Consider the following 25,045-nt stretch of genomic DNA (forward strand, 5'->3'; position numbering starts at 1 on the left):
GAATTTGCCCAGCTCGTGGTTAGCGAGGCGTTAATGCGGAGCCTCGCATTCGCGTGAAGATGGGCCCGGAACGGAACGAAGCCGCATCCGGGTTGCGGAGGCGGCTTCGGCAGGCTGTTCGGGATCGGGCCAGGCAAGGCGCGATCCCGGTTCCGGCGACACTCAGTGCCGGTAGTGCTGGATCCGTGTCGTCCGCAGCCCGGCCAGGCCGTGCTGGTCGATGGAGAACTGCCAGCTCAGAAATTCCTCGGTGGTCAAGGTGTAGCGCTTGCACGCATCCTCGAGACTGAGAAGGCCACCGCGCACGGCGGCGACGACCTCTGCCTTGCGCCGGATCACCCAACGGCGGGTGCTCGGCGGCGGAAGATCCGCGATGGTGAGAGGAGAGCCGTCTGGCCCGATCACGTATTTGACTCTCGGGCGGCTGGGTTCGGTCATGATACGCTCTACACTCGACTGACCTGTCGAGCGTTGAAGGTACTTGCGTCCGCTTAAGAGATGTTGAAGCGGATCACTCGGATATGATTCGTCAGGTGCCACTTGTGGACAACCCTATGCTTTGGACGCTGCTCAGCGGAACTTTCTGAGAGCCGATCATCAGGACCGGCGCCGTGCCGGTGAGATCGACCGAGTCCACCGTCCCGTTCAGGCTGGTGTCGACGGAGACGTTCGTTCCGGTCGCGTCCGAGGCCGAGACCTTGATCGAGTAGGTGCCGTCCGGCGCGGTCAGTCCCGCCGAGGTCTTGCCGTTCCAGCTATAGGTTTGGCTGCCGGCGGTCAGCGACGTGGTCTGTGTCGCCACGACGTTGCTGTTCGAATCAAGGATCGTCACCACCGCCTTGGAGGCCGCCCGGGCCGGCGTCAGCGTCCAGGAGGCCGAGCCCTTGGACAGCTGGGAGGTGCTGCCATCCGCCGTGATGCTCTTGCCGATATAGCTGGTCGCCGAAGCGGAACTCGCCGATTTCGACGCGGTCAGGATGCTGTCGAGGCGATCATTGGACTTGAGCTGCTGCTCGACGCCGGCGAACTGGACCAGCTGCTGCGTGAACTGGTTGGTGTCCATCGGGTCGAGCGGATTCTGGTTCTTGAGCTGCGTGGTGAGCAGCGTCAGGAACTGCGTGAAGTTGCCGGCGATCTCGGTGGCGTTGGCGCTCGAGGCGCTGCTGCTCGACGCTGTGGATGACGTGTTGGTAACGCTGGATATGCCGGAGGTCATGCGGCTCGCTCCCGTGGCGCGTCGGGGCGGACAGCCGGGACGCGGGATGTTTCGATGTGGTCGCGCGATGCGGGTTCGGGGCGCATCGCGCTAGATTCTGATGTCGAGGCCGCCATAGCCGCGCAGCCAGCGCGTCGGCGCGGTCTCCTGGGGCGCGGCTTCGGCCCGATCCTGCATCCAGGCGCTCTGGCCGCCCCCGGGGGCATTGCGCTCGCCGCCGCTGCCGCCGCCCTGAGCGTTGCCGTCGCTGCGCAGCGACAGGTTGAGGCTGCCTCCCGACGGATCGAGCCCGGCCTGAGACAGGGCCTGCTGCAGCTGGCCGGCATCGCGCTGAAGCATGGCCAAAGTCTCGGGCCGCTCGACCACGAGGTGGGTCATCACCGTGCCGCGGGCCTTGTCGATCTCGAGCTTGACGTCGATCCGCCCGAGCTCGGCCGGATCGAGCCGGATCTGGAACTCGCTCGACCCGGCGAGCGAACGCAGGCCGATGGTCATCGGCACCTGGCCGATCGGCACCACCGGATCCGGCGGGGCTTGCGTCTGTGCCGGGGTGAGTGCGGCGGCCTGCGTCGCGCCGGTATGCGTCCCGGCCGCCTGCGGGGTGAGCGCGGCCGGGTCCGGGCCGCCCTGGGGCGGGGCGGGGGTGGCGGCCGGTGCTTGCAGGCCGGCGGCGGCGCCGTTGCCTTGGCCGGCATCCGCCAGGGCCGCCAAGAAATCCTGGCCGGCGGAGGCGCCCGAAGCCGCGACCGCTCCCGCAGGACCGGTCTCACCGGCCTTCACGGCCTCGACCGGGCTCGCACCCTGGCCCGAGACCGCAGATGCCGCGCCGGCTTTGGCTCCGGCGATGGCGAGGCCAGCCTTCGCGCCGATCGCATCTGCCGCGGCGCCCGCGGCCGCCGGGAGCGCGGTCCCCGAAGCCGCAATCCCGGAACCGGTGGTGCCGGAGCCGATCGATCCGGTCGCCCCGACCTCTCCACCCTCCCCATCGGCGGCGGCACGGACGGGGCCACCCTTGACGAGCTCGGCCAGCAGGGCCTGCAGCGTTCCGGGCAGGGCCGGGCTCGCGGCCTGCGATTCGGCCTGGGAGGCCGCCTCGCTCGGCGCTGCTTGGGCCGTCTCGGTCGCGGCCGGATCGGCGGCAGCCGTGTCGGTCCTGGCGGTCTCGGACGACGCCGCACCGGAGGCGGCATCCTGCGCGGGAGCACCCGCGGGGTCGGAGGCCGCCTGCGCATCGGCCTTCTGCGCGGCCCCGGCGGCGCTGGAGGGATCCGATGCTTTCGCCGATCCGCGCGCCTCTGTCCCGGCAGCGGACGTGGCTCTCCGATTGTCAGTGGACGGCGCGCTCTGTGCCTGCGCGCGGGGATCCGCCGGCCCGGCGGAGTTTGTCGGTCTGGTCTCCGTGCGGGCGGCGGCGCGCGCCTTGGCGGTCTCGGCCGCATCCCGCACACGATCCGAGGTCGTGCGCGCCGCATCGGCCTGGCTGCGCTGGGTCTCCGCGCGGTCGCGGGTCGCCGCCGCGTCGTCCCGGGCCCGGGCCTCACTCAGCGCCGCGCCGAAGCGATCCTGCGACGAGTCGCCTGCCCGGGCGGCGACGCCCGCCGCATCCCAGCCCGATCGCGTCGTGGATGAAGAACGGACGGATGGAATCCACCCGGTGACATCCAATCGATCCGCTGCACCGCTCGCCATGTCGTGGCTCCTCTCGATGGGAGTTGAGCAAGGGCCAGGCCATCGGTGTGGTTGAATAAATCACTGATATATAAGGTTTTTTATTGCGCCGATCGTCGGCGCGGGACTTCGTCCGAGTCCGAAGCTGCCGCGCGCCCGGCAGCATTTGCCGGGTGCAGTTCACTCGATTGCTGGGCAAGGGCAGGCCGGAGACACACCCGCGCCTTCCTCCCCCGCAGAGGGGGGAGGGAGGGCGCGTGTCATACCCGCACCCGGCACGCGCAAACCGACCCGTCGTTCCCCCGAAAAACCCCACCCTGGAAAGCCGGTCGGACTCCCGCTATAGACGGGCCGTGCAGCCGAGACGCCTTTCAGCCGGCGGCGGCGGACCCCTGCGATGAACGCCCTCGACCTTACCAAGCCAGCCCACGAGACGCGCGTCGTCGTCGCTATGTCCGGCGGCGTCGATTCCTCCGTGGTCGCGGGGCTCCTGAAGCGGCAGGGCTTCGACGTGGTCGGCGTCACGCTCCAGCTTTACGACCACGGCGCGGCGACCCATCGCAAGGGCGCCTGCTGTGCCGGCCAGGACATCAACGACGCGCGCGCGGCCGCCGAGCATCTCGGCATCCCGCATTACGTCCTCGATTACGAGGACCGGTTCCGCGACGCCGTCATCGAGAAATTCGCCGAAAGCTACCTCGCCGGCGAGACGCCGATTCCCTGCGTCGAGTGCAATCGCACGGTGAAGTTCCGCGATCTGCTCGGGCTGGCCCGAGACCTGAACGCCGACGCCCTGGCCACCGGCCATTACGTGGCGAGCCGTGCCCTGCCCGAGGGCGGCCGGGCGCTGCACCGCGCCCTCGATCCGGCCCGGGACCAGAGCTATTTTCTGTACGCGACGACAGCCGAGCAGCTCGCCTACCTGCGCTTCCCCTTGGGCGAGATGTCCAAGACCGAGACCCGCGCGCTCGCCAAGGATCTCGGCCTGTCGCTCGCCGAGAAGCCGGACAGCCAGGACATCTGCTTCGTGCCGCAGGGCCGCTACAGCGACGTGATCGCCCGCCTGCGCCCGGACGCGGCCCGGCCCGGCGAGATCGTCGACCTGTCCGGCCACGTCCTCGGCCGGCATGAGGGCATCGTCCATTACACGGTCGGCCAGCGCCGGGGCCTCGGCGTGTCGGGCTCCGAGCCGCTCTACGTGGTGCGCCTGGAGCCGGACACCGCCCGAGTGGTGGTCGGCCCGCGGACCGCCCTGGCGACGACCCGGATTCGCCTGTCGGACCTGAACTGGCTGGGCGAGGGGCTGGCCGCGTCGGTGCGCGACCTGCCCGTGGCGGTCCGCGTCCGCTCGACCCGGCCCCCCCGGCCGGCGACGCTGACCATCGGGCCGGACGGCACCGCCGAGGTGGTGCTGGCCGAGCCCGAGGACGGCGTGTCGCCGGGCCAGGCCTGTGCGATCTACGGCGACGACGGCCCCCGAGCCCGGGTGCTCGGCGGCGGCACCATCCGCAGGGTCGATGCGTTGTCGGCCCGGCCCCGCGAAGCCGCCTGATCTCAATCTCTGGATAGTCTGAACGATGCTGAGCGAGCCGCAGATGGCCGGGCCGAGCACGGCCCTGATGCGTAAGGCCTATGCCCGCTGGGCCCCCGTCTACGACGTGGTCTACGACAAGCTCACCGAGCCCGCGGCCCGCGCGGCGGTCGAGGCGGCGGCCGAGCACGGCCCGCGGATCCTGGAGGCCGGCGTCGGCACCGGGCTGGCGCTGGGCTACTACCCCAGGGCGAGCTTCGTCTGCGGGGTCGACCTCTCGGAGGACATGCTCAAGCGCGCCCGCGCCAAGGTAAAGCGCCGGAACCTGGCCCATGTGAAGGGCCTGCAGGTGATGGATGTCTGCCACCTCGGCTACGCCGATGCGAGCTTCGACGCCGTGGTGGCGCAGTTCCTGATCACCCTGGTGCCCGACCCCGAGGCTGCCATGTCGGAGTTCCTGCGGGTGGTCCGGCCGGGCGGCGGCATCGTGCTCGCCAACCATTTCGGCCAGAGCGACGGCCCGCTCGCCTGGGTCGAGGAGGTCGTGGCGCCGCTCTGCACCAAGATCGGCTGGTCGTCGGATTTCAAGGCGACCCGGATCGAGGCCTGGGCCCGGCGCAACGGCGTTGAGGTGCTGGGGCTGAAACCGACCTTCCCGGGCGGCTTCTTCAAGATCCTGCGGATGCGCAAAGCCGGGTGAGCGATCCCGGGCTCGCGACCGTCCCCGAGGGACGCTGGAAGCGGCTGCGGCGCTGGCTGCCGCTGGTGCTGCTCCTGTGCATCTCGGCCATCGTGCTGGTCTCGGGCGTCGCGCAACTCCTGAGCCTCGACCGGCTGCTCGCCTCGCGGGCCTGGCTGCACGGCTTCGTCGAAGCCGGGTTCATGCGTGCGCTGGTGGTGGCCTACCTGCTCTATGTCGCCTCCGTCGTGGTCTCGGTGCCGGCCACGCTGATCCTGACCATGATCTGCGGCTTCCTGTTCGGCATCGTGCCGGGGGCGCTGACCGCGGTTTGCGCCGCCACCACGGGGGCGGCGATCGTATTCGCCATCGGCAAGGGGCCAGGCGCCGACCTGCTGCGCCGGGTGGGCGGGACGCGGCTCGCCGCCTTCACGGACGGGTTCCGGCGCGACGCCTTCGGGTACATCGCGGTGATGCGGCTGCTGCCGTTGTTCCCGTTCTGGATGACGAACCTCGCGCCGGCCGCCTGCGGGGTGAAGATGCGGATCTTCGTGCTGGCGACCTTCCTGGGCCTGTTGCCGGGCGCCCTGGTCTACGCCACCACTGGGGCCGGGATCGAGGACGTGGTGGCAGCCCACGAGACCGCCAAGGCCGCCTGCCTGGCCTCGGGCGCGCCCGGCTGCGACGAGGCTCTGACTCTGCGGGCGCTGATCACGCCCAAGATGGTGGCGGGGCTGGCGATGCTGGCGCTGTTCGCGCTGGGCAGCGTGTTTCTGAGTCGCCGGTTCCGCCGGGCTTGATACGGTCCCCGTTTGAAGCCCGGCGCCCGCAATGACGGCTCGGGACGATAGGCCGGGCGTTCCGCCTGACCAGCGCACAGGCTGCTCAGCACTCTCGGCAGTGGGCGTTTTTCGACGTGTTCCAAGGTACATGCAACTCCGGCCACGTCGTGCTCGTATAGTGCGCGCGGGGAGGCGCCTGTCTTCCCGCCTTCGAAACGATGGCGTCCCGAATATGTCCTGCGCGAAAGCCGGAAACGGCTCGAGCTTTCACAATGCCCGCTCCGCCGCTCTCCGTCCGCGATGCCCGGTCGGAGCGTGATGGGCGTGGCCTTCGAATCCGACACGGTCGCGGCGCCGGCGACTCCGGCGGCTGCCGTGTCGCGCGAGGTGCCCGAGCGGCGCCCGGCGCGCCTCGGCCTGTCCGGGCGGCTGTTCCTCGTCACCGTCGCCTTCGTGGTGGTGGCCGAGGTGCTGACCTACGTGCCGGCGGTGGCCAATTATCGGATCGAGTGGATGTCGGACCGGGTCGCGGCCGCGCAGGTCGCCGCCTTGGTCCTGGACGGCCGCACCGGCGAGCCGGTCTCGGAGGCGCTGGAGAGCCGGCTGCTCGCCGGGGTCAATGCCCGGGCGATCGCGGTCCGCGGCGGCGGCGCCCAGCGGCTGCTCGCCATCGAGCCGGTGCCCGAGACGGTCGCCGACACCGTCGACCTGCGCGACGTCACCGCCCTGTCGACGATCCGGGGCGCGTGGCGGACCCTGGTCGCGCCGGTCCGCGAGCCGATCCGGGTAATCGGGGAGGGGGGCGTCGGCTTCGACCGGGTCGAGATCCTGCTCGACGAGGCGCCGCTCCGCGCCGCGATGATCGACTACGCCCTGCGGCTGCTGGTCTCCTCGCTGATCATCGCGGCCTCCGCGGCCGGGCTGGTCTTCGTGGTCCTGCAGGTGCTGATCGTGCGTCCGGTCCGGCGGCTGGCCACAAGCATCACCGCCTTCGCCGAGAACCCGGAGGATGCCGGCCGGATCATCGCGCCGTCCCGCCGCCGCGACGAGATCGGCCAGGCCGAGCTGGCGCTCGGCCGCATGCAGCGGATTCTGGCCGACCAGCTCCGCCAGAAGCGGCGGCTCGCCGAGCTGGGGCTGGCGGTCAGCAAGATCAGCCACGAGCTGCGCAACCTGCTGACCGGCGCCCAGTTGCTGGGCGACCGGCTCGAGGACACCGCCGACCCGATGGTCCAGCGGGTGGCGCCGCGCCTGGTCGGGGCCATCGCCCGGGCGATCCGGTTCTGCGAAGCGAGCCTGGCCTACGGGCGCGTCAACGAACGGGCGCCGAAGCTGAGCGCGACGCCGCTGGCGCCGCTCTTCGCGGAATTGCCGGATCTCGCCGCGCTCGCTGCGCATCCTGTCCGCGTCGTCGTGGCTGCCGGCGAATGCCGCGTGCAGGCCGATCCGGAGCAGCTCGCCCGGGCCTTGGCCAACCTCGTCCGCAACGCCATCCAGGCGCTGGACGGCGCTGCCGTTCCGGACGCCGAGGTGCGGGTCGCCGCCAGCCGCGACGAGCCGGGCCGGGTGACCATTCTGGTGACCGATAACGGCCCCGGCCTGCCGGCGCGGGCACGGGAGAACCTGTTCTCGCCGTTCCAGGGCTCGATGCGCTCGGGCGGCACTGGCCTCGGCCTGCCGATCGCGGCCGAACTGATCGAGATCAACGGCGGCAGCCTGACCCTCGACCCTGGCGAGGGCGGGGCCCGGTTCCGGATCGTGCTGGCGGAAGCGTGAGACGCTATTCCGCCGCGGCGAGGATCGGCTCGGCAACCCGGATGCCGAGATCCTGCAGCAGGGCGGCGTCGGAATCCGCCTCGTTGTTGGCGGTGGTCAGCAGGCGTTCGCCGTAGAAGATCGAATTGGCTCCGGCCAGGAAGCACAGGGCCTGCGCCTCCCGGCTCAGCGCCTTGCGTCCGGCGCTCAGGCGCACCCGGGCCTTGGGCATCACGATGCGGGCGGTGGCGCACATCCGCACCATGTCGAACGGATCGACCGGCGTGGCCGTGTCGCCAAGCGGGGTGCCGGGCACGGCGGCCAGGGCGTTGATCGGCACGCTCTCCGGATGTGGCGCGTGGTTGGCCAGCACCTGCAACATCGCGACCCGGTCGCCGACCCCCTCGCCGAGACCGATGATGCCGCCGCAGCAGACGCCGATCCCGGCCTCGCGCACCCGCTCCAGGGTGTTCAGGCGATCTTCGTAGGTCCGGGTCGAGACGATCTTGTCGTAATAGTCCGGTCCGGTATCGAGGTTGTGGTTGTAGGCGGTGAGCCCCGCATCGGCCAGGCGCTCGGCTTGGCTCGCGGTCAGCATGCCGAGGGTGACGCAGGCCTCCATCCCCAGCCCGCGCACGCCCCGGACCATGTCCAGCACGGAATCGAACTCCGCGCCGTCCCGCGGGCTGCGCCAAGCAGCGCCCATGCAGAACCGAGTCGCGCCGTTGGCCTTGGCGGCGGCAGCTTCGGCCAGCACCGTCTCCACCGGCATCAGGCGCTGGCGCGGCAGGCCGGTGCCCTTGTGGTGGGCCGATTGCGAGCAGTAGCCGCAATCTTCCGGGCAGGCGCCAGTCTTGATCGAGAGCAGGCTCGCGCGCTGGACGTCGCTCGGATCGTTGTACGCCCGATGCACGCCCGCGGCCCGATACACGAGATCGAGCAACGGCAAATCATGGATCGCGCGGATCTCGGCCACGCTCCAGTCGTGGCGGAAATCGGAGGCGTGCGGGTCGGCGGCGTGGCTCATGATGTCTTCTTGAGTGGGATCGGTTGCCAAAATCAAGCGCCCTGCGGGCGGCCGCCATCCGGTGCGGAGGCGGCGGCGCCGCTTCAGTGCGTAGGCTCGCCGGCCGAAACCTTCGCGGTCCAGTCGTCGAAGGCGATCACCGTCTGGCGCTGCTCGCCCAGGCGCTCGATGCGCAGGACCATCTCGTCGCCGGCCTTCAGGTAGCGCGGCGGCTTCATGCCGAGGCCCACGCCCGGCGGGGTGCCGGTGGTGATCACGTCGCCGGGCTCCAGCAGCATGAAGTGCGACGCGTAGGCCACGAGCTGGGGCACGTCGAAGATCATGGTCGCGGTCGAGCCGGTCTGGCGGCGCTCGCCGTTGACGTCGAGGCTCATGGCGAGGTTCTTGAGGTCGGGGATCTCGTCCAGCGTCACCAGCCAGGGGCCGAGCGGCCCGAAGGTCGGCGCGCTCTTGCCCTTGGTCCAGGTCGGGCCGCGCTCCAGCTGCCACTCGCGCTCGGAGACGTCGTTGCAGATGCAGGCGCCGGCCACGTAGCTCAGCGCCTCGTTGGCGTGGACGTAGCTCGCCCGGCGGCCGATCACGACCGCGAGTTCCACCTCCCAGTCGGTCTTGGCCGAGCCCTTGGGGATGATCACCGTGTCGTTCGGCCCGCACAGGCTGGACGGCGCCTTGTTGAAGATGATCGGCTCGGCCGGGATCGGCGAGCCGGTCTCGGCGGCGTGGTCGGCGAAGTTGAGGCCGATGGCGACCACGTTGCGGGTGCCGCCGACGCAGGGGCCGAGCCGCACGTCCGGCGGCAGCTTCGGCAGGCTCTCGGGATCGAGGGCGCGCAGCCGCGCGAGCGATTCCGGAGCCAGCGCCGGCCCGGCAATGTCGCGCACGAGGCTCGACAGATCGCGCAGGCCGCCCTGCGCATCCACGAGGCCGGGCTTCTCGTCGCCGCTCGGGCCGTGCCGGAAGAGCTTCATCGCCGCGACTCCTCATCCTTCCCTGGTACCGGTCTGCGCCGGGCGCCGGGACCATGGCCGCGCATCGGCGCCGGTGCAAGCGCGACGGGGGGCGGCCGCGATGGCGGGGTGTCACAACTCGGCAACATCGTGGCGAAAAAGTGCATATTCGGCAGCCGCAGGATTTATTGTTCACTTTGCGACGCCGGCGGAAAACAACAGTCCGCTGCGGCGAAGATCTGATTTCGCAGTGGGTATTCAAAATAGAAAGCCCCTGAGGTCCACGCCTGATCAATGGCCGCCGGGCCGGCCGGAATAGAAATCGTCGTTGCGATCGACCGGCGGAAACCGGCACCATGCCGGCAACGGCGCCGGACCGGTACGCAAGGTCGAATCAGGGCGTCCGGGCAAGCCAACCGGTTCGGGGGAGCGAGATGAGCGGGACAATTCGTGCGGTGGTGCTGGTGGCCTTGGCGGCGGCCTTCGGCGCCGGGGAGGCCCGGGCCGGAGCGTTCGGCATTCGGGAGCAGAGCACCCAGGCCCAGGGCCTGGCCTTCGCGGGCGCGGCCGCCGGTTCCGGCGGCGTCTCGTCGATGTTCTGGAATCCCGCGACCATCACGATGAACCCGGGCTTCGTCGCGGAGCAGAACCTCACCTATATCGGCCTCTCCTCAGAGATCCGGACCGCGCCTGGCACCAATCCCGGCTTCGCGGGCCTGGGCAATTCCGGCGAGATCGGTCAGGGCGCCGTGGTGCCCGCGGGGGCGACCTCCTACCAGCTCAACGACCGCCTGTGGCTCGGCCTCTCCACGGGTGCGCCCTTCGGCCTCGTGACCAAGCCGAACCAGGTCTGGGCCGGCGAGGTCTACGGCCGGTCGTCCCGGATCTTCTCGCTGGCGTTCAATCCGGTGATCGGCTTCAAGGTCAACGAGTGGCTGTCGCTCGCCGCCGGCCCGAATATCGAATATTTCCGGCTGACCCTGCGGCAGGCCCTGCCGATCCCCGGCATCGCGCCTTCCCTCTATCCGAGCGGGTTCCTCAAGGGCGAATCCTGGGGCGTCGGCTTCACGGCGGGCGCCACCTTGACGCCCCGCGACGGCACCGTGATCGGCATCGGCTACCGCTCGTCGGTGCACCACGACATCGACGGCTCGATCGGCGTGCCGCTTGTGGCGCTGGCGCCGCTGGCCGGGCAGGTGCGGGCGAAGCTCAACACGCCGGACAAGCTCAGCGTCGGCCTCGTCCAGGCGATTTCGCCGGTCGCCCGGGTCGATCTCGGCTTCGAGTGGGATCAGTGGTCGCGACTCGGGACGATCGGGATCGTGTCGAACCGCCTCGGCCTGCCGGTCAACAACCTGCCGCTGAACTACAAGGACGGCTACACCTACTCGATCGGTGCCGAGTACGACGCGGCACCCAACCTGACCCTGCGGACCGGCTTCGCCTATGAATCCTCGCCGATCGACTTCCGCAACCGCTCGGTGCGGCTGCCCGACGGCGACCGCTACATCGCCTCCGTGGGCGCGAGCTACCGTTGGAACGAGCGCCTGACCCTGAACCTGGCCTATTCCCACTTCTTCCTCGACCGCTCGCGTATCCTCGCGGGGATCGGGCGTGACTATAATATCGGCAACATCGCCTTCGCGGGCGTGGTCGATTCGAGCGCCGACATCGTCTCAGTGGGCTTCCGCTACGTGTTCGGCGCCCCGCCGCCGGCCGCCCCGGCGCCGCTGGTGCGGAAGTATTGAGCGCCGATCTGCTGCACGATTGAGGGCGACGACGCTGGATCCGCGCACTTCTCCCTCCCCCGCAGAGAGGGGAGGGAACGCGCGGTTCGTGTCTGAAGCCGCACATCCGATGAATTCGCTCCGTCAACCGCAAGCCGCGAGCCCGGCGCGATCCCCTCAGGCCCGCATCCGCACATACGTCCCCGGAGCCGGGCCGAGCGACGGAAGCGCGTCGCCGCCGGGCTTGCGGGCCGGGACCCGCTCGGGGGCCTGCGCCTCGATCCACTGGAACCAGTAGGGCCACCACGAGCCCTTGGTCTCGGCCGCGGCGGCGATCCAGTCCTTCAGCTCGCCCTTCACCGGGCCGCCGGTCCAGTAGCCGTATTTCGGCTTGTACGGCGGGTTGACCACTCCGGCGATGTGGCCCGAGCCGGCCAGCACGTAATCAACCTTGCCGCCGAAGGTCTTCGAGCCCTCGAACACCGAAATCGCCGGCGCGATGTGGTCCTCCCGGGTGGCGAGGTTGAAGATCGGGACCTGTACCTTCTTCAGGTCGAGCCGGACGTTGCCCAGCACCATCCGACCCTGCGCCAGACTGTTCTCGAGATAGCAATTGCGCAGGTAGAACGAGTGGTTCGCCGCCGGCATTCGGGTGGCGTCGGAGTTCCAGTACAGAAGGTCGAACGCCGAGGGCGGCTTGCCCTTGATGTAGTTGTTGACGACGTAGGACCAGATCATGTCGTCCGGCCGCAGCATGTTGAAGGCGTTGGCCATGCGGCTGCCCTCCAGATAGCCGCGCTCGGCCATGCGCGCCTCGACCTGACGGATCTGCTCCTCGCCGGCGAAGACCTTGAGGTCGCCGGCATGGGTGAAGTCGACCTGGGTGGTCAGCAGGGTGGCGCTCTTGATCCGCCGGTTGCCGGTGGCCGCCTGCATGGCCAGCGTCACGGAGAGCAGGGTCCCGCCCACGCAATAGCCGGCCGCATGCACCTCGCTCTCGCCGGTGGCGACGCCGATCGCGTCGATCGCCGCCTCGATGCCCTCGCGCATGTAGGATTCGAAGTCCTTGTCAGCGTGGCGTGCATCCGGGTTTACCCAGGAGATGCAGAACACCGTCAACCCCTGGTCGACCATCCACTTCAGGTAGCTCTTCTGGGGATTGAGATCGAGGATGTAGAACTTGTTGATCCAGGGCGGCACCATCAGGAACGGCCGCTTGAGCACGGTCTCGGTAGACGGCGCGTACTGGATCAGCTCGATCAGGTCGTTGCGAAACACCACCTCGCCGGGAGTCACCGCCACGTTGCGCCCGACCTCGAATCCACTCGTATCGGTCTGGCGGACCCGCAGCTGGCCGCCGCCGGCCTCCAGATCCTCCTCGTACATCTTGAGGCCGCGCACGAGGTTGGCGCCGCTCTCCTTCAGAGTGTGGCGGATCAATTCCGGGTTGGTCGGCAGGAAGTTCGACGGCGACAGCATGCTGGTGAGCTGGCGCAGGTAGAACTGCGCCTTGTGGCGGGTGTGCTCGTCGATGCCCTGGGCCTCGTCAACCAGGCCCTCGGCCCAGCGGGTCGCGATCAGGTAGCCCTGCTTGAGGAAGTCGAAATACGGGTTGGTCGACCATTCGGCATCGCTGAAGCGTCCGTCACGGGGCTCGGGCACCGCCACTGGATCGGCCTGCTGGCCCTGGAGACGCAGGTAGGTCGAGCCCCAGAGCGTCAGGAACGCCTGGGACAGCCTGGCCTGGGCCTCGGCGCTCCGGTTCGGATCCGACAGCCAGGCCTCGGCGACCTGGCCCAGCGTCTTGACCGCCTCGTTGATCTCCCCGGAAGTGCTGCCGGCCTGGGCTTCGGGCGTCAGCATGCGGGCGGCGCTGCGCCCCAGCGCCTCCACGAACTGCCCGGCATTGCGCGACAGGGCCTCAATGTCCGGCATCGGCGCCGTGATGCCGTCCGGCATCGCGCCGTTGGCCAGGGAAGTCCGAGCAGCTGCCTGATCCGGCGCCTGCGTCCGCGGGCTCGTCACGCGTGCCTCCCTGTGTATGTTTCGGCTCGACTGATCATGAGCCTCGTTTCCGACAAATTAGGGAGCGAGCGAGAGGTTGCACCAGCCCGGCCGCACAGGTCGTCGAAACATCTGCGCGTTCTTCTCATACCTTTGTGCCCATGCCTTTGTGCCCATGCGCCGCGCCTTTTTGAACCCGGCTCCGCCCGCCGCCCGGCCTTTCGCACGGCTAAGACCGGCGCGGGGCTTCGCGCTGGCGGTCCTTGCTCTGTCGGCTGCCGGGCCGCTCACCGCCTGCTCGGGGGACGCGGTGCGCACGCTGGCCACCGATGCCGGCTACGGGCCCCGGGTGGTGGCCGCGCCGGATTTCGTCACCGAGTCGCGCGGCAAGGAGGCGCCCGCCTTCATGCCGGTGGGCGTCGACGCGCCCAAGCGCCCGGTCCGGGCCAAGTCGTCGGAGGGCCAGAAGGCCCTGGAGGCCGAGCTCGAAGGCGCCCGCGGCCGCAACGAGAGCCGCGGCCGCGCCGCCGAGAGCGCCGGCCGCGGGGCCGCGGCCGCGATCAAGCCGGCCCCCGCGGCGGCGCAGTAACGCGGCCGATCCGGCTCGGGCTTTTGTGAGTCGGCGGCGGCACGCATCTCTGATAGAGCGATTCGTTCGCGCGCCCGCCATGAACGAGAGACGCCAGATTCGGGACGCGCCGATGGACACGCCGATGACCGATTTCCACCGCATCAAGCGCCTGCCGCCCTACGTGTTCGAGCAGGTCAACCGGATCAAGGCTACCGCCCGAGCCCAGGGCGCCGACATCATCGATCTCGGCATGGGCAACCCGGATCTCGACGCCCCCAAGCACGTCATCGCCAAGCTGTGCGAGACGGCCGGGCGTCCGCGGACCGACCGTTATTCCGCCTCCAAGGGCATTGCCGGCCTGCGCCGCGCCCAGGCCGGCTACTACCAGCGCCGCTTCGGTGTGACCCTCAACCCCGACACCCAGGTGGTGGCGACGTTGGGCTCGAAGGAAGGCTTCGCCAACATGGCCCAGGCGATCACCGCCCCGGGCGACGTGGTGCTGGTGCCGAACCCGAGCTACCCGATCCACGCCTTCGGCTTCCTGATGGCCGGCGGCGTGATCCGCTCCGTCCCGGCCGAGCCGACCCCGGCGATGTTCCCGGCGCTGGAACGGGCCATGCGCCACTCGATCCCGAAGCCGGTCGCCCTGGTAGTGTGCTATCCGTCGAACCCGACCGCCTACGTGGCCGACCTCGATTTCTACCGGGACCTCGTCGCCTTCGCCAAGCAGCACGAGCTGATCCTGCTCTCGGACCTCGCCTACGCGGAGGTCTATTTCGACGGCAACCCGCCGCCCTCGGTCCTGCAGGTCCCGGGCGCGATCGACTGCACGGTGGAGTTCACCTCCCTGTCGAAGACCTATTCCATGGCCGGCTGGCGCATGGGCTTCGCGGTGGGCAACGAGCGCCTGCTGGCGGCGCTCTCCCGGGTGAAGTCGTATCTCGACTACGGCGCCTTCACGCCGATCCAGGTCGCTGCCACCGCGGCCCTCAACGGGCCGGACGATTGCATCGACGAGATGCGGGCGACCTACCGCAAGCGCCGCGACGCGCTGGTGGAATCCTTCGGCAAAGCCGGCTGGACCGTTCCGACGCCGACGGCCTCGATGTTCGCCTGGGTGCCGATCCCGGACCGCTACCGGGAGATGGGCAGCCTCGAATTCTCGAAGCTGCTGCTGGAGAAGTCCGACGTCGCGGTGGCGCCGGGTATCGGCTTCGGCGAGTTCGGCGACGAATACGTCCGCATCGCCCTCGTGGAGAACGAGCAGCGGATCCGGCAGGCCGCGCGCAACATCCGCCGGTTCTTCGACGGCGGCGACAAGACCCTGCACAACGTCGTGCCGATGGCCCGGGCCGTCTGAGGCCGAGCCGAAAAGTTGTTGCCGGCAGGCGACAGGCGCCGTCAAAGGCGCCGCCGTCCCCCGCCGGCGCTTGTCAGAGCGGAGCGCGATGCGCAGGGTTCGACGCGGGGGTCCTCCCGCGTCCCGAGAGTTGCATGCGCCGCCTGAACCTCATCGCCGCCCTGCTGCTCGCCGCCGCGGCCTCGGCCTGCGCGCCGAACCCGATCATCGCCCGGGATCCGGTGCCGGCCCCGGGCCCGACGGATGCCTACGCCTGCGACTCGAAGCCGTTACCGGTCAACGCCTTCATCTCGGATTGCCGGCCGGTGCCGGCGAGCCCGCAGGTGGTCCTGCGCGCCCGCGGCTGAGCCGGCGGTCCAGGTTCCGGTAACCGGTCGGCCCGCAAGCGCCGGACAGGCCGGCTGCGATAAGCTAGAGTGTAGGCCTGACGCCGGCCCGGCCGGTCCCGTGACGGAGCATCGCGTGAGCACCAAGACCCTGATCGCCGCCGGACTGCTCGGCCTCGTCGCCCAGAGCGCCGTCGCCGAGCCGGCCTTCCCGCCGGGGATCCCGCAGCCGCGCGCCTACGTGTTCACCGCGCCCAACGGCCCGACGGTCCTGCAGGCCGAGGGCTGTTGCCAGGTGGTCGTGCCGCCGGGCCGCCCCGATCTCGCCGTCCCGCCGGTCCCGGTGGCTCAGGTGATGAACGGCGGCGGCTTCGGCTACACCGGGTTCGACTATTACAACGACCAGATCACCGAGGGCCGGTTCGGCGCGCAGCGGCGCCCGAAAGAGTACGTGATCGCCCCGTCCTACATCGTGCCGCCGCGCTACTGAGCCGGACCGGCACGTCCGAGCCTCAATCCTTGTGCGGATCGTGGCCCCAGTTCATCAGCGACATCCGCCACGGTGAATCGGGGTCCTTCCGGGCGTCGCCGCCCTGCTTGAGATGGCGGTGGACGTAACCCACGACCTTGCGCATCGCGGCGTAGTCGTCGTCGGTCAGATCCGCCTTCTTCTTGTCCTTGATCGCGAGAATGCGCCGGCCCATCTCGTGGCCGGTCGACTCCGCGCCGTCCTTCTTCTGGCCAACCTCCTGGCTCGCCGCTCCGTCGAGGTGCTTGCGCAGCGCCGCCGGCGTCATATTGACGGCCTCGTTGAAGTCGCTCCACGTCGCCGCGTGATCGTCGTCCGCCATAGCTGCCCGTCTCCGCCTTCCGCCGTGATCCGTGCCGGACAACGCGCCGACCGCGGGACGGCCCGTGCGCATCCCTGCGGTCGGGCGCCGCACGCTTCCGGCAAGGCCGTGCCCGACCGCCGTTTACAGGGCGGTCCCCGGGCGGTATCACCCCGGCCCGACCCATCACCCTAAGTTCCGAAAAACCAAATGCGCGCCGAGATCGAGCAAGCCTCGGATGCCGCCAAGCAGTCTATAGGGCTGCTGAGGAGGCATCTTTGACTGGGATACTGTCGATAAACGTCTCGCGGAGCTGAACGCAGCCTCCGAGAACCCCGACCTGTGGAACGACGCCGACGCCGCGCAGAAGGTCATGCGCGAGCGTCAGCAGCTCGACGAGGCGGTCTCCTCCATCCGCAAGCTGGAGCGCGACCTCGAGGACGGCGCGACGCTGATCGAGCTCGGCGAGATGGAGGGCGACGAGTCCTCGATCCGCGAGGGCGAGGCCGCGATCCTCGCTGTCGAGAAGGAGGCGGCCAGCCGCCAGGTCGAGACCCTGCTGTCCGGCGAGGCCGACGGCTTCGACACCTACCTCGAAGTCCATGCCGGAGCCGGCGGCACCGAGAGCCAGGACTGGGCGAACATGCTCCAGCGCATGTACGCGCGCTGGGCCGAGCGCCGGAAATACAAGGTCGACATCGTCGAATGGTCGGACGGCGAAGAAGCCGGGATCAAGGGCGCCACGCTCCTGATCAAGGGTCACAACGCCTATGGCTGGCTCAAGACCGAGTCCGGCGTGCACCGGCTGGTGCGGATCTCGCCCTACGATTCCAGCGCCCGGCGACACACCAGCTTCGCCAGCGTCTGGGTCTATCCGGTGATCGACGACCGGATCGAGATCGAGATCAAGGAATCCGACTGCCGGATCGACACCTACCGGTCGTCCGGCGCCGGCGGCCAGCACGTCAACACCACCGACTCGGCGGTGCGCATCACCCACAACCCGACCGGGATCGTGGTGGCATGTCAGCAGGAGCGCTCCCAGCACAAGAACCGCGCCACGGCGTGGAACATGCTGCGCGCCCGGCTCTACGAGGCCGAGCTGAAGAAGCGCGAGGAGAAGGCCAGCGCCGAGGCCGCGGCCAAGACCGATATCGGCTGGGGCCACCAGATCCGATCCTACGTGCTCCAGCCCTATCAGCTGGTGAAGGACCTACGCACCGGCACCCAGTCCACCGATCCGGACGCGGTGCTCGACGGCGCCCTCGACCCGTTCATGGAGGCCTCGCTGGCCCAGCGCGTCTACGGCGGTGCCGAAGAGGTCGAGGACATCGACTGAGTTTTTCTCAGTTGAGGCGGCTGCTGCACCCGCGCGTGTTTCCCTCCCCCCTCTGCGGGGGAGGGTGGCCCCCGAAGGGGGGCGGGAGAGGGGAGCGACGGTGCAGAACAGGGCTTCGCCCGTCATGCCGGTCGCGCTCTTTCCTGAACCCGGGTTCCCCTCTCCCGACCCGGCCTGACGGCCGGCCCACCCTCCCCCGCAGAGGGGGGAGGGGAGACGCGCTTGGGGTTGGCCTTGGCTCCCATCCGGCAGCGATGTGTGAACCTCCTAGCCCGTGCGGGAGAGGGGACCCGCGCTGCCTCCGGACACCTTTGGTCCGGTAGCCTCCAAAGTCGGTGCCTGTTTCTCAATACCCCAGAGCAGCCCCGTCCTTGCGCGGGTCCGATCCCGCGGCCAGCGTGCCAGCCTTCCGGTCGATCCAGATGATCTGGCCGCCGCCGAGCGGCAGCGGTGCTCGGATCGCCGGGTGACCGCGCGCGATCAGGCCGGCCATCGCGGCGTCGGAGATGCCGCCCTCCAGTTCCAGGCTGCCGCCATAGGCAAAGCTGCGCGGGGCATCGAGGGCCGCCTGGACGTCGAGGCCCCGGTCGAGGATCCCCGACAGCAGCTCGACATGGCCCATCGCCTGGTAATGGCCGCCCATTACGCCGAACGGTGCGACCGCCCGGCCGTCCTTCATCAGCAGGCCCGGGATGATCGTGTGCATCGGCCGCTTGCCCGGCCCGATGCTGTTCGGGTGTCCGGCCTCCGTGCGGAACGACAGGCCGCGGTTGTGCAACAGCACGCCGCTCTCCGGCGCCAGGATCCCCGAGCCGAAGCCCTGGAACACGGAATTGATCAGCGACAGCGCGTTGCCGTCCCGGTCGACCACGCAGAGATAGACCGTGTCCTTGTGGGCGCGCTCCTCCGCGATCTCCCGGGCGATCTCGGGATAGATCTCGGGCGGCTGCGCCCGGGTCATGTCGATCGCCCCGTGGGCGGCGGCCCTCCAGGCATCCGACAGCAGGTGCTCCACCGGAACCCGGGCGAGATCGGCGTCGCCGAACAGCACGTCCCGGTGGTGATAGGCCTGCTTGCAGGTCTCGGCGAACAGGTGGAGCCGGTCGAGGTCCGAGAGCGCGCCCACGTCATAATGGGAGAGCACGTTCAGCATCATCAGCGCGGCGAGGCCCTGGCCGGCGGGCGGGCACTCGTAGACGTCGTAGCCGCGGTAACGGGTCGAGACCGGCGTGACCATGTCCGGCCGGGACGCGGCGAAATCGTCCCGCGTGTGCAGGCCGCCGAGCTCGTTGAGCCGGCGGACCATGTCGTCAGCCACTGGCCCCTCGTAGAAGCCGCGCGGTCCCTCGTCCGCGATGCGCCGGAGCGTGGCGGCCAGCTTCGTCAGGCGGAAGACGCTGCCGATCGCCGGGGCCGCGCCGCCGATCAGGTAGGTCGCGGCGGCGTGGGGATCCCCGGCGACCCGGGGCACACAGCGCAGCCAGTCCCAGCCGACACGCTGCTGGATCACGAACCCGTCCTCGGCGTAGCGGATCGCCGGCTGGAGCAGTTCGCTCAACGAGCGCGTGCCGTGCTCGCGCAGCAGAAGGTCCCAGGCCCCGACGGCCCCCGGCACCGTGACCGCGTGCGGCGAGGTCGGGGTGATTGCGGCGCCGTGCTCGGCGTACCAGTCGGGCGTGGCGGCGGCGGGGGCCCTGCCGGACCCGTCCAGCGCGATCGGCTTGGACGCGCCGGCCGGCGCATACAGCGCAAAACAATCGCCGCCGATGCCGGTCATCAGCGGATCGACCACGCATTGCACCGCCACCGCGGCGATGCCGGCATCGACGGCGTTGCCGCCCGTGCGCAGCACCTCAATGGCCGTCAGGGTTGCCAGCGGATGGGAGGTCGCGACGGCGGCGTTGGCAGCGTAGACCGGTGAGCGCCCGGGTGCGGAAAAGTCTCTCACGGGAAATCCTGTCCTGTGCGATCGAGCCGCCGGCCCTCCGCCCCGTCGGAGTGGAGGGGCCGCCGCCGCTCATGCCGAACCGCCGGCTAAGCCCTGTCGGCGCCGGCTCGAAACCGTATCCTATATTCAGATGATCCGCAGCGCCTCCGCGCGCGCCGATGCAGGCTCGGCGGCTCGCGTCACGCCTTCTCGATGATCGAGACCTTGCCGTCGCGCTCGACGATGCCGACCGCTACCTTGTCGAGGTCGTCCAGGCCCTGCTGGCGGGCGGCGGTCCGGATGTCGGCCTGCTGCATGCGGAGCTGGCGCATGCGCGCCTCGTCCCAGATTCCGTCGCGATAGACCACGATCGGCGTCCCGTCGACGATCCGCTCGAACCAGACGAATCGCAGCTTCAACCACGAGACGGCGACGTGCATCAGCCCGACCGTGAGCAGCGCGCTCATCGCCCCGGTGAAGGAATGGTCGTCGCCGAGCACGGCGCTGACGCTCAGGCCGCCGAACAGGAACAGCACGACCATGTCGATCGGCGCCTGCTGGCTGGCGGTGCGCCGCCCGATCAGCCGGATCACGAACAGGACGATGAGATAGGCCACCGCGGCCTTGACGACGGTGTTCATGGCTACGGCACCGCGTATTGCGACCAGGACAAGGTCTCGCCGGCATCGAGATGGGCCGTGAGGTCGACGCCGCCGTGGAAGCTCGGCGACCCGGTGAAGCGGATCAGCGCGCGAGTCTCGCCCTGTTGCACCGGGAAGACCAGCCGGATGTTCGCGCCGGCGATCTGCCAGGTCTCGGGGCGCGGCGTGATGCTCTCCAGCCCGAACAGGTCGACGAGGTTCTTGGCGATGGTCACCGCGACCTTGTCGCCACCCGGGGGCACGCGGGTATCGAGCCGCAGGATCGTCGGGGCGCCGAACCGGACCACCGGCTCGTACCGGATGGTGATCGAGTCGTCCGCGTTGGTGCGCGTGCGCTCGCTGAACGGCCCGTGCCCGACGAGGCCCAGCGCGCAGATCGCCACGAAGGCCAGCATCCCGAAACGGCCGGCGATCTCGGCCCGGCGCCAGCCATCCTCGAAGGCCGGGTAGAAGCCTGCGGCGATCTCTTCCGGCATCGGCGGGTCGTCGTGGATGATCTCCAAGGCTCGGCTCCTCCCGCGCGGCGCGCCCGAAGGCGTGACCGTTACGCGCACCGGAGGCCGGAGTTCCGCCGTTACGCGCGGTGCTGTGCCTTTGCAGGCCTGCATGCGCCCTGAAGTTGCAGATAGAAGTCTCCGTTGGATGACGGCCCGTGGACGAGTCGATTTTAGTGAATTTCGGAAGACTTTTGCTGGCTTCGCCATCGCAGAAGCCTGCCGATGGATCGAGCACCGATGACAGGTCGATGACCGGCATGACGAGCCGACGGCACATGGTCGTGCTGCCCGCTCTCTGCTGGAACATCCGCAGGCCGGATTTCTACGCGGTCACCGCCGACGTCACCGCGGAGGGGATCCGGCTCCGGTCCTCGGCCCGACTGGCGGCGGGTGAGGATCTGACCTGCAGCATTCGCCATATCGGGCAGCTGGAGGTGCGGATCACCGAGGTGTCCGGCCAGGACTTCGTCGTCTGGGTCCGCGGCGGCCGGGCGACGCTCAACGGGCTGGCCCGGCAATTCGTGACGCTGGCACGCGCCCAGAACTTCCACCCGGAGCCGATCCGCGGCCACCGCCGCATCGTGCCGGCCCAGAAAACCGTCGTGATCACCCTGGAATCCGGGGGAAGCTTCCCGGGACACATCCTCAACGTCTCGGCCTCGGGCATCGGCCTGCTGGTCGACCAGGCGCTGGAACTCGGCGAGACCATCTGGGTCGGCAGCCGGGCGGCCCGGGTCGCCCGGCATTTCGAGCACGGTGTCGGGGCGGCGTTTATGGAGCCGTTGAAGCCGGACGCGGTCCACGCGGCGATGGCGCTCTGAGGGCCTCCCTGCGCGGGGGCGCCCCTCGCAGAGCCGCGGGATCGGCGCTACATCTTGAGCAGACCCTCGAAGGATCACCGATGAAGCGCCTGCTCGCCGCACCCCTCGTCTCGTCCCTGGCCGCCCTTCCGGCCGCGCTCGCGCTGCTGCCGCAGGCGGCTTTGGCCCATCCCGGCCACGGGGCCGCGCTCGGCGCGGAGGCCGGCTTCCTGCACCCGCTGATGGGGGCCGACCACGTGCTGGCGATGGTGGCGGTCGGCCTGCTCGCCGCCCTGCGCGGCGGCCGGGCCCTCTGGGCGCTGCCCCTGTCCTTCCTGGCGCTGATGAGCGCCGGGGCAGGGCTGGGCATGGCCGGCGTGGCGCTGCCCTACGCCGAGACCGGGATCGCACTCTCCATCGTGGTGTTCGGCCTTGCGGCGATCGTCGGCCTGCGGGCGCCGGTGGCCGTGCTCGCCAGCCTGGTCGGGGTGTTTGCGGTGTTCCACGGCTACGCCCACGGCGCCGAGATGCCGGAGACCGCCTCGGGCCTGTCCTTCGGCCTCGGCTTCCTGGCCGCCACCGCGCTCCTGCACGCTGCCGGGATCGGCCTCGGATTCGCTGCGGCGCGGGGCGGCGCGACCCGCGCCGCCCCGGCGTTGGGCGCCGCGGTCGCGGCGGACGGCCTCGCCCTGCTGGCGCTCCCGGCCTGAGCGTCGGCTCCCGGTCCGGGCGGGTGACCGCCCCGCCCGGCGGTCGCGATGTCACAGGCGCCCGGGGCTGACACGGACGCTCCGAGTCCCAGGTCACGCTCGCCGCGCATGTCTGCGCGGCGAGAGGACCCCTACATGGCAAGACTTCCGACACTCGCCCTGGCGAGCCTGCTGGCGCTCGGCATCCAGGCCCAGGCCGCCGCGCCGCCCGAGCGCCTGCGCGGCACAATCGAGGCCGTCGAGGGCGGCGGCTTCACCCTCAAGACCCTGGACGGCAAGAGCGAGCGCGTGACCCTGGCGCCGGACGCCAAGGTCTCCTGGGTCATCCCGGCCCAGCTCGACCAGATCAAGGACGGCGTGTTCATCGGCACCGCCACGAAGGGCGAGCCGCCGGTGGCCCTGGAGGTGGTGCTGTTCCCGGAATCGATGCGCGGCACCGGTGAGGGCCATTACGATTGGGACGTGATCCCCGACCGCACCGGCGGCTCGGCGGTGAAGAGCACCATGACCAACGGCACCGTGAAGGCCGGCGGCCCCGCGACCGCGCCGGACGCCCCCCGGGTGAAGAGCGCGATGACCAACGGCACCGTCAAGGCGAGCGGCAGCGGTGCGGAGCGCACCCTCACGGTCGATTACGGCAAGGGCCAATCGATCCAGATCCTGGTCCCGCCGCAGGCTCCGGTGGTCACCTTCGAGGCCGCCGATAAGGGCGCGATCGCGGCCGGCGCCAATGCGTTCGTGGTCGCGGCGCGGGGCGAGGACGGCACGGTCACGGCGCGCCGCGTCGCCGTCGGCAAGGACGGCCTGACGCCGCCGATGTGAGTCGATGCCGGGCGCGTCCCCCCGAAACGGGGTGTCCGACACCCAGGCACCACGAGAATATTGATCCTCGGACACCGCACACGTTCGGATCGCCCCGACCCTAACGGCCGGTCGGGGCGGCACCGGCCGTGCCCGGTTCGGCAGCACCGCTGCCGCTCCGGCAAGCATACCATTACATCCGGCAAGCTGTTGCCGGCTAAAGCGTTCTGATATTGTTGCCGGGCGGCAACATCGCACAGGAACCAATTTATCCGAGCCGAATTCTGATTGCTCGCCGAAACCCGTTCGCACATGGTGATCGTGCACGGGGGCATCGCCAAGCGAGAGCCCGCAGGAGCCTGCCACCTAAGACGCAGGCCAAACCTACAAGACGTGCGGCAAGATCCGGAGAACCGGACATGTCCGCATCATTGGGTCTCGAAGCTTTGGAGATGTCTATGAAGCTCTTGAAGAGCTCTCTACTCGGTTCCGCCGCCGCGTTCGCCGCGATCGGAGCCGCTCACGCCGCCGACCTGCCGGTCAAGAAGGCGGTCCCGATCGAGTACGTCCCCGTCTGCTCGGCCTACGGCGCCGGATTCTTCTATATTCCAGGCACCGATACCTGCCTGCGTCTCTCCGGCCGCGCCCGGTTCGAGGGTGGTTATCAGACCAGCTACACCCGCCAGGCTGGCGCCGCCGGCGACACGTCGGGCTATCAGGGGCGGATGCGCATCAACCTCGATGCCCGCACCCAGACTGCCTACGGCACCCTGCGCGCCTTCGTGCGCTTGGACGCCGGCGCCCGCACCGGCTATTCCGGCGTCGGCACCTCAGGCACGCAGCAGCGCATCGGCCAAGCCTACCCGGGCATCGGCACCGACAGCTTCGGCCGTGACCAGCAGTTCTCGAACGTCGACAAGGCCTTCATCCAGTTCGCCGGCCTGACCGCCGGTCGCGCCTCCTCGTTCTTCGACTTCTACGCCCACGACTTCGAGATCATGGGCCTCACAGCTGGCTCGGATAACCCCTCGACCAACCTGCTCGCCTACACGGCGACAGCGGGCAACGGCCTGTCCGCTACGATCTCGATCGAAGATCCGGTCTTCCGCCGGACCCCGATCTTCTCGCCGAACAACATCTCCGCGATGGTCAACAGCGGCGCGGTCTCGAACTTCGGTGTGACCAACCAGCCGACGCCGATCTTCGTTGGCCCCGGTCGCTACGCCAACATCGACAGCATCGAGCGCTCGCGTCTGCCCGACTTCGTCGGCGCCCTGCGCCTCGACCAGGCCTGGGGTTCGGCCCAGCTCTCCGCCGCCACCCACGAGCTGAACGTCGGTAACGTTTCGACGGCTGCCAGCACCGGCACTGGCCCCGTCATTGCGCCGGCCCATACCAGCAACGTCCAGGGCTGGGCGGTGCAGGGCGGCGTCAAGGTGAACACGCCGTTCATCGCACCCGGCGATGCCTTCTACCTGCAGGGGGCCTACGGCGACGGCGCGCAGCTCTACACCGGATACTCCGCCTACACCGGCTCGTACACGCAGAGCACCACCACCATCCAGGGTCAGAAGTTCGCCCAGTACTTCTCGGATGCGACGGTCAACCCCTTCACCGGGCAGCTGCAGACCTCGCAGAGCTTCACGGTGGTCGGTTCGTACCTGCACTACTGGTCGCCGGAATGGCGCTCGGCCGTGTTCGGGTCCTACGGCGAGCAGAGCTTCTCGCAGGGCGCCCGTCTGGCTCAGGGCGCGATCTACAACCTCGTGAGCGGCTTGGCCGGCAGCAACCCGTTCGGCTCGAACGCGGTTGGCACGCCCGGCACCCGGTTCTACCAGCTGAGCCAGGCCCTGCGTGATACCTACCAGTTCGTGGCCGGTGCGAGC

Annotated in this window: 24 protein-coding genes; 14 read left to right on the forward strand and 10 right to left on the reverse strand. The window is 69.7% G+C overall.

Annotated features, from left to right (window positions below; translation table 11 throughout):
* Positions 1 to 162: 162 nt before the first annotated feature.
* The 3 genes from MKL09_RS22805 to MKL09_RS22815 all read right to left on the reverse strand — a co-directional run bounded on the left by MKL09_RS22805 (position 163) and on the right by MKL09_RS22815 (position 2,905).
* Complete coding sequence (locus MKL09_RS22805) at positions 163 to 438, reverse strand: DUF1153 domain-containing protein (protein WP_244023970.1); 276 nt, start codon at positions 436 to 438, stop codon at positions 163 to 165.
* Positions 439 to 529: 91 nt separating this feature from the next.
* Positions 530 to 1,216, reverse strand: a complete 687-nt coding sequence (locus MKL09_RS22810; RefSeq protein ID WP_244023972.1) for a flagellar hook assembly protein FlgD — start codon at positions 1,214 to 1,216, stop codon at positions 530 to 532.
* 90 nt (positions 1,217 to 1,306) lie between these two features.
* The gene (locus MKL09_RS22815) at positions 1,307 to 2,905 is read right to left on the reverse strand and encodes a flagellar hook-length control protein FliK (protein WP_244023975.1); all 1,599 of its coding nucleotides are present in this window, start codon (positions 2,903 to 2,905) and stop codon (positions 1,307 to 1,309) included.
* Between the two features lie 376 nt (positions 2,906 to 3,281).
* On the opposite strand from MKL09_RS22815, the gene mnmA reads away from it, so the two are divergent.
* From mnmA to MKL09_RS22835, 4 genes are all read left to right on the forward strand, one after another.
* Positions 3,282 to 4,436, forward strand: coding sequence for a tRNA 2-thiouridine(34) synthase MnmA (gene mnmA, locus MKL09_RS22820; protein WP_244023977.1), 1,155 nt, complete (start codon positions 3,282 to 3,284; stop codon positions 4,434 to 4,436).
* A 25-nt stretch (positions 4,437 to 4,461) separates the two neighbouring features.
* Positions 4,462 to 5,115, forward strand: coding sequence for a class I SAM-dependent methyltransferase (locus MKL09_RS22825; protein ID WP_244023979.1), 654 nt, complete (start codon positions 4,462 to 4,464; stop codon positions 5,113 to 5,115).
* Complete coding sequence (locus tag MKL09_RS22830) at positions 5,112 to 5,894, forward strand: TVP38/TMEM64 family protein (RefSeq protein WP_244023980.1); 783 nt, start codon at positions 5,112 to 5,114, stop codon at positions 5,892 to 5,894. The genes MKL09_RS22825 and MKL09_RS22830 overlap by 4 nt, the downstream gene beginning before the upstream one ends.
* A gap of 282 nt (positions 5,895 to 6,176) precedes the next feature.
* Positions 6,177 to 7,652 (forward strand): sensor histidine kinase, encoded by a 1,476-nt coding sequence (locus MKL09_RS22835; protein ID WP_409566966.1) that lies wholly within the window; start codon positions 6,177 to 6,179, stop codon positions 7,650 to 7,652.
* 4 nt (positions 7,653 to 7,656) lie between these two features.
* On the opposite strand, the gene bioB is transcribed toward MKL09_RS22835, so the two are convergent.
* Together bioB and MKL09_RS22845 are read right to left on the reverse strand one after the other, a co-directional pair.
* On the reverse strand, positions 7,657 to 8,658 hold the full coding sequence (gene bioB, locus MKL09_RS22840) for a biotin synthase BioB (RefSeq protein ID WP_244023984.1): 1,002 nt from the start codon (positions 8,656 to 8,658) through the stop codon (positions 7,657 to 7,659).
* An 83-nt stretch (positions 8,659 to 8,741) separates the two neighbouring features.
* Complete coding sequence (locus tag MKL09_RS22845) at positions 8,742 to 9,626, reverse strand: fumarylacetoacetate hydrolase family protein (protein WP_244023986.1); 885 nt, start codon at positions 9,624 to 9,626, stop codon at positions 8,742 to 8,744.
* A 413-nt stretch (positions 9,627 to 10,039) separates the two neighbouring features.
* Here MKL09_RS22845 and MKL09_RS22850 point away from each other — a divergent pair, with 413 nt between their 5' ends.
* On the forward strand, positions 10,040 to 11,353 hold the full coding sequence (locus MKL09_RS22850) for an OmpP1/FadL family transporter (RefSeq protein ID WP_244023988.1): 1,314 nt from the start codon (positions 10,040 to 10,042) through the stop codon (positions 11,351 to 11,353).
* Between the two features lie 156 nt (positions 11,354 to 11,509).
* Here MKL09_RS22850 and MKL09_RS22855 read toward each other — a convergent pair whose 3' ends face one another.
* Positions 11,510 to 13,291 carry a PHA/PHB synthase family protein gene (locus MKL09_RS22855; RefSeq protein WP_244024022.1) on the reverse strand — a complete coding sequence of 594 codons (1,782 nt, stop codon included), beginning with the start codon at positions 13,289 to 13,291 and terminating at the stop codon, positions 11,510 to 11,512.
* 355 nt (positions 13,292 to 13,646) lie between these two features.
* Between MKL09_RS22855 and MKL09_RS22860 the strand changes: the two genes are divergently transcribed.
* The 4 genes from MKL09_RS22860 (at position 13,647) to MKL09_RS22875 (ending at position 16,083) form a co-directional block, all read left to right on the forward strand.
* Positions 13,647 to 13,925: a hypothetical protein gene (locus MKL09_RS22860; protein ID WP_409566967.1), complete on the forward strand. Its 279-nt coding sequence runs from the start codon at positions 13,647 to 13,649 to the stop codon at positions 13,923 to 13,925.
* A gap of 124 nt (positions 13,926 to 14,049) precedes the next feature.
* A complete protein-coding gene (locus MKL09_RS22865; protein WP_244024024.1) occupies positions 14,050 to 15,267 on the forward strand; it encodes an LL-diaminopimelate aminotransferase in 1,218 nt (405 codons plus the stop codon).
* A gap of 134 nt (positions 15,268 to 15,401) precedes the next feature.
* Positions 15,402 to 15,614, forward strand: coding sequence for a hypothetical protein (locus MKL09_RS22870; RefSeq protein WP_147855602.1), 213 nt, complete (start codon positions 15,402 to 15,404; stop codon positions 15,612 to 15,614).
* 115 nt (positions 15,615 to 15,729) lie between these two features.
* The gene (locus tag MKL09_RS22875) at positions 15,730 to 16,083 is read left to right on the forward strand and encodes a hypothetical protein (protein ID WP_244023992.1); all 354 of its coding nucleotides are present in this window, start codon (positions 15,730 to 15,732) and stop codon (positions 16,081 to 16,083) included.
* Between the two features lie 22 nt (positions 16,084 to 16,105).
* Here MKL09_RS22875 and MKL09_RS22880 read toward each other — a convergent pair whose 3' ends face one another.
* On the reverse strand, positions 16,106 to 16,444 hold the full coding sequence (locus MKL09_RS22880; RefSeq protein ID WP_244023994.1) for a DUF3140 domain-containing protein: 339 nt from the start codon (positions 16,442 to 16,444) through the stop codon (positions 16,106 to 16,108).
* Positions 16,445 to 16,633: 189 nt separating this feature from the next.
* Here MKL09_RS22880 and prfB point away from each other — a divergent pair.
* Positions 16,634 to 17,762 (forward strand): peptide chain release factor 2 gene (gene prfB / locus MKL09_RS22885; protein ID WP_244023996.1). Its coding sequence is split into 2 segments (ribosomal slippage): positions 16,634 to 16,702 and positions 16,704 to 17,762, totalling 1,128 coding nucleotides; the frame shifts between segments, so codons are not numbered across the junction.
* Between the two features lie 346 nt (positions 17,763 to 18,108).
* Here the strand turns inward: prfB and MKL09_RS22890 are convergent.
* The 3 genes from MKL09_RS22890 to MKL09_RS22900 form a co-directional block, all read right to left on the reverse strand.
* Positions 18,109 to 19,710 (reverse strand): gamma-glutamyltransferase family protein, encoded by a 1,602-nt coding sequence (locus MKL09_RS22890; protein ID WP_244023998.1) that lies wholly within the window; start codon positions 19,708 to 19,710, stop codon positions 18,109 to 18,111.
* A 179-nt stretch (positions 19,711 to 19,889) separates the two neighbouring features.
* Complete coding sequence (locus tag MKL09_RS22895) at positions 19,890 to 20,330, reverse strand: DUF421 domain-containing protein (RefSeq protein WP_244024000.1); 441 nt, start codon at positions 20,328 to 20,330, stop codon at positions 19,890 to 19,892.
* A gap of 2 nt (positions 20,331 to 20,332) precedes the next feature.
* Positions 20,333 to 20,854 (reverse strand): hypothetical protein, encoded by a 522-nt coding sequence (locus MKL09_RS22900; RefSeq protein ID WP_244024002.1) that lies wholly within the window; start codon positions 20,852 to 20,854, stop codon positions 20,333 to 20,335.
* A 251-nt stretch (positions 20,855 to 21,105) separates the two neighbouring features.
* Here MKL09_RS22900 and MKL09_RS22905 point away from each other — a divergent pair, with 251 nt between their 5' ends.
* The 4 genes from MKL09_RS22905 to MKL09_RS22920 form a co-directional block, all read left to right on the forward strand.
* A complete protein-coding gene (locus MKL09_RS22905; RefSeq protein WP_244024004.1) occupies positions 21,106 to 21,669 on the forward strand; it encodes a PilZ domain-containing protein in 564 nt (187 codons plus the stop codon).
* A gap of 80 nt (positions 21,670 to 21,749) precedes the next feature.
* A complete protein-coding gene (locus MKL09_RS22910; RefSeq protein WP_244024005.1) occupies positions 21,750 to 22,358 on the forward strand; it encodes a HupE/UreJ family protein in 609 nt (202 codons plus the stop codon).
* A 135-nt stretch (positions 22,359 to 22,493) separates the two neighbouring features.
* Positions 22,494 to 23,180, forward strand: a complete 687-nt coding sequence (locus MKL09_RS22915) for a metal ABC transporter permease (RefSeq protein ID WP_244024007.1) — start codon at positions 22,494 to 22,496, stop codon at positions 23,178 to 23,180.
* A gap of 437 nt (positions 23,181 to 23,617) precedes the next feature.
* Positions 23,618 to 25,045, forward strand: a 1,428-nt coding sequence (locus tag MKL09_RS22920) for a porin (protein ID WP_244024009.1), incomplete at its 3' end; no start/stop codon positions are given.

Source organism: Methylobacterium sp. J-048 (genome assembly GCF_022829515.1).
Classification (GTDB): Bacteria; Pseudomonadota; Alphaproteobacteria; order Rhizobiales; family Beijerinckiaceae; genus Methylobacterium.